Origin of the sequence: Gelidibacter maritimus (genome assembly GCF_014062315.1) — a bacterium.
Taxonomy (GTDB): domain Bacteria; phylum Bacteroidota; class Bacteroidia; order Flavobacteriales; family Flavobacteriaceae; genus Gelidibacter; species Gelidibacter maritimus.
This window is the reverse complement of record NZ_JACGLT010000014.1, coordinates 105,203-114,174: the sequence shown is the minus strand read 5'-3', so window position 1 is coordinate 114,174 and position 8,972 is coordinate 105,203. Positions and strand designations below refer to the sequence as shown.

Here is an 8,972-nt window from a genome sequence, read left to right as displayed (position 1 = left end):
AAAAGAGGTCGTCTAAAAACTATTTAGGCGACCTTTTATTTTTTTGGTTCTTTTGGTTTCATTATGGATTTGCTCGGATAATTGGGCAATTAGTTCTGGGTTAAAATTGGGCAAAGCGATTCTTACATCGCTAAACTCACTTTTTTAAGGTTATGCGCCATGGCAATGAGGCCTATTTCTGTTTCTACCTTATCAAGGCCCCTTAACATGAACCTTCTGAAGTTCATATTGTGTTTTATGTTACCAAATACTGCCTCCACATCCCAACATCTTTGTTTTCTGTGGGCAATACCTTGTGGACTCAATAATTTTTGTTTCGCTCTTGCCTTAAGCCTGACCAGCTTGTGGTTCCTCTCTACAATACGATTGCTTTTTGATTTATGGCACAGGCTTCTAAGCTGGCAGCCTATACAGTTTTTAGCCTGATATCTGTCTATTTTCTGTTCATATCCGGTAGCTGTTTTTCTCACATAGCTCCCTATATTATCCATCGGCTGCCCCATAGGGCAATAATAGGTATCTGCTTCATCGTTATAGAACAGCTTATCTGCTGCAAAAGGATTTTTGTTCTTGCCACGTTTTTCATCCAACTGTTCCTTGTGGAAGTAATTGTATTTTACAAAAGCCTCAATATCATTGTCTTCGAGGTAGGTGTAGTTTTCATCACTGCCATAGCCTGCATCGGCCGTCAGTCTTTCGGGCGGTTTTCCATAACCTTTTATAAAATCTTCGGTATGCTCGATAAGTGTGGCAGTGTCTGCCGTGGTCTGTGCAAGGGTGTAGTTTGCTATGAACTGGTTGTTGGTGGCTGCCTGTAGATTATAACCTGGTTTGAGCTGGCCATTTAGCATGTGGTCTTCTTTCATCCTCATAAAGGTGGTGTCGGGATCCGTCTTGCTCATGGAGTTGCGCCCGCCTATCTGCGCTTCGTAGCTATTGTATTTGGCAATATTCTTTGGCCAGTTCTTCTTGGCATAATTGAGCTTTTGTTTTACTTTCTTATCAACATCCTTTCCCTGGAGAGCCCGGTTGATCTTATCGATCGTTTGGGATACTTCATTGGGATCTATGGCTTTAAAATTATCAGGCTGGTTGGGCTTTTGTTCTTCCTCTGCATATACGGTCTCTACATAGCGCCATAAATCCTTGAGCTGTTTTTCAATGCGCGTGCGCGAGGTCTTGATGCTCTTTCCCCAAACAAAAGTATAGCGATTGGCATTGGCCTCGATCTTGGTGCCATCAACAAAGATGTCCTTTAAGCTCAGGTAGCCCTGTTCTGCCAGCAGAATGACAACTTGGTTAAAGATCTTTTTGAACTTTCCCTTGAGTTTTCCCGATCGAAAATTACTGATGGTATTATGGTCAGGCTGGATACAGCCGCCGAGCCACATAAAATGGACGTTCTCACCCAAGGCCTGTTCGATCTTACGGGATGAATATAAGTTGCGAAGATAAGCATAGACCAAAATTTTGAGCAGATCCCTGGGATGATAGCTCGAGGTGCCACCGCCTTTATAGGTCCTTTCTATGGAACTGATATCTATTTGATCAAGAATGCTGTTGACGATACGCACGGGATGATGCTCTGGAACAAAATCATTATAACTGGGTGGGAGAAGACTCAATTGTGACTGGCTATTGGTCTTCCATATAACGTTGCTTTTCATAACATTAAGATACGAAAATCAAAGCTTTTTTCTAAATCTAAAGCATAAAAAAAGAGACTGCCTTTTTAGACAGCCTCTTTTATGTTTAATAAAGTCTTGATTCCTGCCGGCACTTAGGTTGATTCTAAAAGCGAAGCAGTCTTAATTCTAATTAATTTCAAATGCTTCTTTCACCTTATCTACATAATCCAATTTCTCCCAAGTAAACAGCTCTACATCAAGCGTTTTTTTAGTGCCATTAAATTGTTCAAATGTTTTGGAAACCGTTTCATTCACGCGTCCCATGTGCCCATAGGCAGCGGTTTCACTGTACATGGGTTGACGGAGTTTTAAACGCTCTTCAATGGCTGCTGGACGCATATCAAAGATCTCATATACTTTATCGGCAATCTCACCATCGGTCAAATTGAACGGACAAGTGCCATACGTATTCACATAGATGGAAGTTGGCTCTACCACGCCAATGGCATAGCTTACCTGGACTAAAATTTCTTCACATATACCGGCAGCAACCAGGTTTTTAGCAATATGACGTGTGGCATAAGCGGCACTTCTATCCACCTTGCTTGGATCTTTTCCACTAAATGCGCCACCGCCATGGCCACCTTTGCCACCATAAGTATCTACAATAATCTTTCGTCCTGTAAGTCCGGTGTCACCGTGAGGCCCACCGATAACAAATTTCCCTGTAGGATTGATGTGGTAGGTAATATCATCATTAAACAGCACTTGAATGTGCTCAGGAAGTCCTGCCTTAACTCTCGGAATTAAGATGTTAATAATATCTTTTCTAATTTTTTCCAACATTTCAGTTTCAGCAGCAGCAATATCGGCTTTTGAGTCTGATTTTGGTTTTACAAAGTCGTCGTGCTGGGTTGACACTACAATGGCATCAATGCGTTGGGGGATGTTGTCATCACTATACTCAATGGTAACTTGACTTTTTGAATCTGGTCGTAAATAGGTAATGTCGTTATTTTCCCTGCGCAATGCCGCCAATTCAATCATCAGCCGATGCGAAAGATCTAACGCCAACGGCATATAATTTTCGGTTTCGCTGGTGGCATAACCAAACATCATCCCTTGGTCTCCCGCGCCCTGTTCTTCTTTGGTGGCTCTGTCAACACCTCTATTGATGTCGTCAGACTGCTCATGTATTGCTGAAAATACCCCACAAGAATTGCCATCAAACATATAAGCACTTTTCGTGTAGCCAATTTTGTTGATGGTATCTCGCGCTATTTTTTGCACGTCCAAATAGGTCTGTGATTTTACTTCGCCAGCCAAAACAACCTGCCCCGTAGTGACCAGGGTTTCGCAAGCAACTTTTGAATCCTTGTCAAAGGCTAAAAAGTTGTCTATTAATGCATCACTGATTTGATCTGCTATTTTATCTGGGTGCCCTTCAGAAACGCTCTCTGAAGTAAATAAATACGCCATAATCTTTTGTTTATTATAAGTTTACGGAAGATTTGACGTTGCGCGTCGAAGGTAGTTTGCACTGCCTTTAGCATTTTTATCCCACAATTTTGGTGGGACTCATCCTCGGAACTTCCGATTCAGAAGAGGTTGCAATCAGTCAAATCTGTCCTCTCAATTATGATGGGGCAAAAGTAAAAAAATTAAATGGATGGCAAATCGTTTTCATTTTATTTCAGTTAAAATTAACTTTTAAAAAAGAAATTGAAAATAATTTATGATGCCTAATGGCCTTTATATAAAAGGGTTTGTGGTTAAATATAGAGACGAAAAAATTTGATAATTTAAAAAAAGATCAGGTATTATTTGGAATTGTAACATTTGTATTGCAATATTTGTGTTCACAAGTTCAAAAACTTATTGAAGTGTTATCAAGAAAGGCAGAGGGATTAGACCCGATGAAGCCTTAGCAACCCTTTAGAAATGGAGAAGGTGCTAAATTCTACTTAATTGTTGATTCATTTATCAGGCAATTGGATAGATAACTATATATAATTACTCATCTGTAATTATAATTTTCTTTTTAACATTTTTCTATTAGGTTCGTCAGTGATGACGCAATTGTCCCGAAAGTTTTCGGGGTTGTTTTAATTCATTTATTAACTCAAAAAATTAGAAAAATGAGTACACAAAAATTCGCAACCCAAGCGTTGCACACAGGGCACGATGTCCAATCCAATGGAGGTACCAGAGCCGTACCAATTTATCAATCTACAGCTTTTGTTTTCAAAGATTCTGATCATGCCGCAAACTTATTTGCATTGGCAGAACCAGGAAACATTTACACCCGTATCAACAACCCAACCAATGACATTTTAGAGCAGCGTTTAGCGGCACTTGATGGTGGTATTGCAGCGGTGGTCACCTCTTCAGGAATGGCCGCAATAGCCACGTCCTTACTCACGCTTTTAAGAGCTGGAGACCATATTGTGGCTTCTAATAGTCTGTATGGCGGTACCTATAATTTGTTGAATGTGACTTTGCCAAGACATGGCATCACGACCACATTTGTAGATCCTTCAGATCCCGATAATTTTGATAAAGCTGTACAAGAAAACACACGTGTCGTCTTTATTGAATCTTTAGGAAATCCGAAACTGGATGTCTTGGATATCAAAGCAATTTCTAAAGTAGCAAAAGCAAATAAGGTGCCTTTATTTGTTGATAATACCGTAGCTACCTCCTATTTAGTAAAGCCTATTGAACATGGGGCTGATATTGTCATCCATTCGTTGACAAAATATGTAAACGGAAATGGAACCGCTATTGGTGGTGCCGTTATTGATGCAGGAAATTTCGATTGGGCCAACGGGAAATTCCCAGAGTTTACTGAGCCGTCTCCAGGTTATCATGGATTGGTTTATGCCGACGTTTTGAAAAATGCATCGTTTATTGCTAAAGTACGTATTGAAGGACTACGGGATTATGGTTCTGCGTTGAGCCCGTTTAATGCATTTCAAATTATTCAAGGTTTGGAAACCTTGGAACTGCGTATCAAACAACACAGTAAAAATGCCTTGGAATTGGCAAAATGGTTGCAAGAACAAGAGGAAGTAACTTGGGTAAACTATCCTGGATTAGACAGCAGTCCTTATAAAAAGTTGGCCGATGAATATCTTCCTGAAGGTAAAAGCGGATTAGTGACTTTTGGTGTTGTTGGCGGTTACGAAGCTGCAAAGATTATTGCGGACAAAACCGAGTTGTTCTCATTGTTGGCTAATATAGGTGATAGCAAATCGCTTATTATTCATCCTGCAAGTACCACACATCAGCAATTGTCTGATGAAGCCCAGGAGACAACAGGTACAACCAAAGACTTAATCCGTCTATCAGTTGGCTTGGAGCATATTGACGATTTAAAAGCCGATTTAAAACAGGCATTTAAAGTCGTCAGTGAGACACTTTTGCAAAATTCGTCTAACCAATAAACACTGTAATCATGAGCGATTTAACATTTAGTGTGCAGGGCGAAAGCGCTTCTGCAGCAAAGTTTGTTGCCAAAACCAGGCAGTTCAAGTTAATTGTTGACGAGCCTGAAGGTTTGGGTGGAACGGATGAAAATGCCAATCCGGTTGAATATATTTTAGCAGGTTTAGCTGGATGTTTAAATGTAGTTGGACATTTGGTTGCAAAAGAATTAGGCTTTACAATTACCAAATTAAACATAGAGGTAACTGGAAATATCAACGCCAACAAATTGTTTGGACTCCCTGGTGATGATAGGGCAGGTTTTAAGAAAATAGATTTAAAATTGGTCCCAGAAACCGATGCTTCAATTGAAACTTTAGCCGAATGGTTAAGAATAGTTCAAGAACGATGCCCGGTAAAAGACAATTTAACCAATAGCACTCCTGTAAATGTGAGTGTGGAGAAACAATATGAAGTTCAATAAATGTCACAATTAAAATTCATTCAAATTCAAGATTTTAAATTGGAGAGTGGTAAGGCAATTTCTTTGAAATTGTCTTACCAACTTTTTGGTCAAGCATTAGGCAACGCACCGATTGTATTAGTCAATCATGCACTAACTGGCAATAGTAATGTTGCTGGAGAAGGTGGTTGGTGGTTGGATTTGATTGGTCCTGATAAAGTAATCGATACGAATGTTTATACCATTTTATCTTTCAATATTCCGGGGAATGGCTACGATGGTTTTGTAATTGAAAATTACAAAGATTTTGTAGCAAGAGATATCGCCCGTTTATTTTTGGAAGGCTTGGAAGAATTAAAAATCGAAAAACTTTTTGCTTTGATAGGCGGTTCATTAGGTGGAGGTATTGCCTGGGAAATGGCGTTTTTGGCGCCAGAATTGGCCGAGCATTTAATTCCGGTAGCAACCGATTGGAAATCTACCGATTGGCTCATTGCAAATTGTCAGATCCAAGAGCAATTTCTGGTCAACTCCAGCAATCCCGTTCACGATGCCAGAATGCATGCCATGTTGTGCTACAGAACACCTAAATCTTTTAAAGAACGATTTCAACGCAGCAAGAACGACGATTTGAAAATCTTTAATGTGGAGAGTTGGTTATTGCACCATGGTAATAAACTGCAGGAACGCTTCCAGCTATCAGCTTATAAGCTGATGAATCAACTGTTAAAAACTATTGATGTCACCAAAAATAATGGTGATAATGCCGATATCCTAAATGCCATCAATTCAAATATCACCATCGTTGGGGTGGATTCCGATTTGTTTTTTACAGCTGAAGAAAATCGCGAAACTCAAAAACAATTAGCATTAACGCATCCAAACGTGACTTACAGTGAAATTAATTCAGACCATGGTCATGATGCCTTTTTAATAGAATTTGAACAATTGGAAAAAATCATAGAGCCCATTTTTAGGCCACATACAGCACATAAAAAAATGAAAATATTAAAATTTGGGGGGAAATCATTAGTGAATGGCGAAGGCTTACAACGCACTATTGACATTATAAAGAAGAAAGTAGAGGACCACGAGAAAATTGCCGTTGTCGTTTCCGCACGAGGTAAGGCAACTGATGCGCTGGAAAGTATGTTGACCAAAGCGTCACGAAGAGAAGATTTTCAGGAAGATTTTGAAGCCTTTAAGAACTATCAATCAGAGCCATCGTCAAATGTTGATTTCACTGAAGAGTTTTCTGCTTTGGAAAACATTTTCCAAGGCGTCAAGCTTTTAGGTGACTATAGTGATAAAATAAAAGCCGAGGTTTTAGCCGCTGGCGAAATCATTTCGGCCAAATTGATTACCGCTTTGCTGAAGGAAGAAGGGATTAATGCAAATGCAACCATTGCTACAAAGTTGATTAAAACTGAAGGTGATTTTCTTAATTCACAACCGCTTGAAAAACCATCTCGTGAAAATGTTTTAGCTCATTTTAAACAATTTGGTGGGACGACGGTCAATATTGTGACCGGATTTATTGGTTCCAACGCCAATAATGAAACCACTTTATTGGGACGCAACGGCAGTAATTATTCGGCCTCATTATTGGCCAATTACTTAGATGCTGAAGAACTTCAAAATTATACACACGTTAATGGTATATATACCGCAAATCCTGAATTGGTTGAGGATGCCCAAAAAATAAGGGAACTGTCGTTTGCAGAAGCGAATGAACTTGCCAATTTTGGAACTACGGTTTTACACGCTAAAACCATCATTCCATTATTGGAAAAAAACATCAAACTCCGGATTTTAAATACTTTTAATCCTGACGATGAAGGCACTTTGATTTCAGCTAAAGCCAATACTAAGGAAGTGACGTCTTTATCGGTATTGGACAATGTAGCCTTAATTAACTTTGAAGGCCGAGGCTTATTAGGAAAAGTTGGTGTGGATGCCAGGATTTTTAAAGCATTAAGTCAGCATAACATTAGTGTGAGTATCATTTCACAAGGATCTTCTGAACGTGGAATTGGTTTGGTGATTGATGCTGAGAAAGCCACTCAAGCGGTTATCGCTTTGGAGCGTGAGTTTGAAAACGATTTTTATTCGCAAGATGTAAGCAAGATTGCGGTAATTGATGATGTCTCGGTCATTTCAATAATCGGTATTAAATTGGGATCGTTTCATAAACCGTTTAACGCTTTAATCAAAAATCAAATCACCCCATTACTATTCAATAATACTGTCACTGGTAAAAACGTGAGTTTGGTAGTCAGAAAAAACCAATTGCACAAAGCGGTTAATGTGATACACGGCGAGGTTTTTGGGATTTCTAAAAAAATCAATATTGCCATTTTTGGACATGGAGGTGTAGGTGGTGCTCTGATCAATCAGATTTTAAAATCAAAAAATGATATTGAAAACCGAAGAGGGATCAGCTTGAATGTTTTCGCGATTGCCAATTCCAAACAAGTGCTGCTGAACAAAAAAGGAGCTGAAGACAATTGGGAGCAGGAGTTGGAACAAACTTCAAAAGGATACACCGTTCAAGACATCATTGACTTCACAAAAACACATCATTTGGAAAACTTAATTGCTGTGGATAACACTTCAAGTTCTGAGTTTTACAAAAATTACATCCCATTGGTAGAGGCTGGATTTGATTTAGTGTCTTCCAATAAAATAGCCAACACGATTTCTCACGATTTCTATACTAAACTTAGAGAGAATTTAGAAAACAACAAAAAAAATTACTTGTACGAAACCACTGTTGGTGCAGGTTTACCATTAATTGATACGATTAAATTACTCCATGAATCTGGTGAGAATATCACAAGAATCAGAGGTGTGTTTTCAGGAACCTTGAGTTATTTATTCAATAATTTTTCAGTGCAGGATAAACCGTTCAGTACAATTATACAAGAAACCATTGATAAAGGTTTTACCGAACCAGATCCGCGTGAAGATTTTTCAGGAAATGACGTGGCAAGGAAACTGTTGATCTTGGCAAGAGAACTTGATTTGCAGAATGAATTTGACGATATTTTTGTTGAAAATCTAATTCCTGAAGCATATCGTGAGATTCCAACTTCAGAGTTTTTAAAACAATTGGAAGTTTTGGATAATAAGTTCCAAACCTTAAAAGACCAACAAAAAGAAGGTCATGTGCTACGCTATGTGGGTGATTTGTCGGGAGATTTATCCCAAGATAAAGGGAATCTGGACGTCAAATTGGTTTCCATTCCGTTGGATAGCACTTTAGGTCATATCAAAGGTTCTGATGCTATTTTCGAGATTTTCACAGAATCTTACGGCGAGCAACCCATAGTCATACAAGGCGCGGGTGCAGGAGCAGAGGTAACGGCAAGAGGTGTTTTTGGCGATATCTTACGATTATCAAAACATATAAATTAGAAAAGATCGTTTCACAGACCTCACGGGTTTTGAAAAAC

At 39.1% G+C, this 8,972-nt stretch carries 5 protein-coding genes and 1 riboswitch; of the genes, 3 read left to right on the top strand and 2 right to left on the bottom strand.

Annotation, left to right across the window (positions count from 1 at the left end; translation table 11 throughout):
• Positions 1–122 precede the first annotated feature (122 nt).
• The gene (locus H3Z82_RS15535) at positions 123–1,667 is read right to left on the bottom strand and encodes an IS1182 family transposase (RefSeq protein WP_182203050.1); all 1,545 of its coding nucleotides are present in this window, start codon (positions 1,665–1,667) and stop codon (positions 123–125) included.
• A gap of 147 nt (positions 1,668–1,814) precedes the next feature.
• Positions 1,815–3,107 (bottom strand): methionine adenosyltransferase, encoded by a 1,293-nt coding sequence (gene metK, locus H3Z82_RS15530; RefSeq protein WP_182206411.1) that lies wholly within the window; start codon positions 3,105–3,107, stop codon positions 1,815–1,817.
• Positions 3,108–3,511: 404 nt separating this feature from the next.
• Positions 3,512–3,634: riboswitch (SAM riboswitch) on the top strand.
• A gap of 132 nt (positions 3,635–3,766) precedes the next feature.
• Here metK and H3Z82_RS15525 point away from each other — a divergent pair.
• From H3Z82_RS15525 to thrA, 3 genes are read left to right on the top strand one after another with little or no spacing between them, the layout of a single operon-like run.
• Entirely contained in the window at positions 3,767–5,074 is a 1,308-nt protein-coding gene (locus tag H3Z82_RS15525; RefSeq protein WP_182206410.1) for an O-acetylhomoserine aminocarboxypropyltransferase/cysteine synthase family protein, read from the top strand.
• 11 nt (positions 5,075–5,085) lie between these two features.
• Positions 5,086–5,538 carry an OsmC family protein gene (locus H3Z82_RS15520; protein ID WP_182206409.1) on the top strand — a complete coding sequence of 151 codons (453 nt, stop codon included), beginning with the start codon at positions 5,086–5,088 and terminating at the stop codon, positions 5,536–5,538.
• Positions 5,539–8,934, top strand: coding sequence for a bifunctional aspartate kinase/homoserine dehydrogenase I (gene thrA / locus H3Z82_RS15515; RefSeq protein ID WP_182206408.1), 3,396 nt, complete (start codon positions 5,539–5,541; stop codon positions 8,932–8,934).
• Positions 8,935–8,972 lie beyond the last annotated feature (38 nt).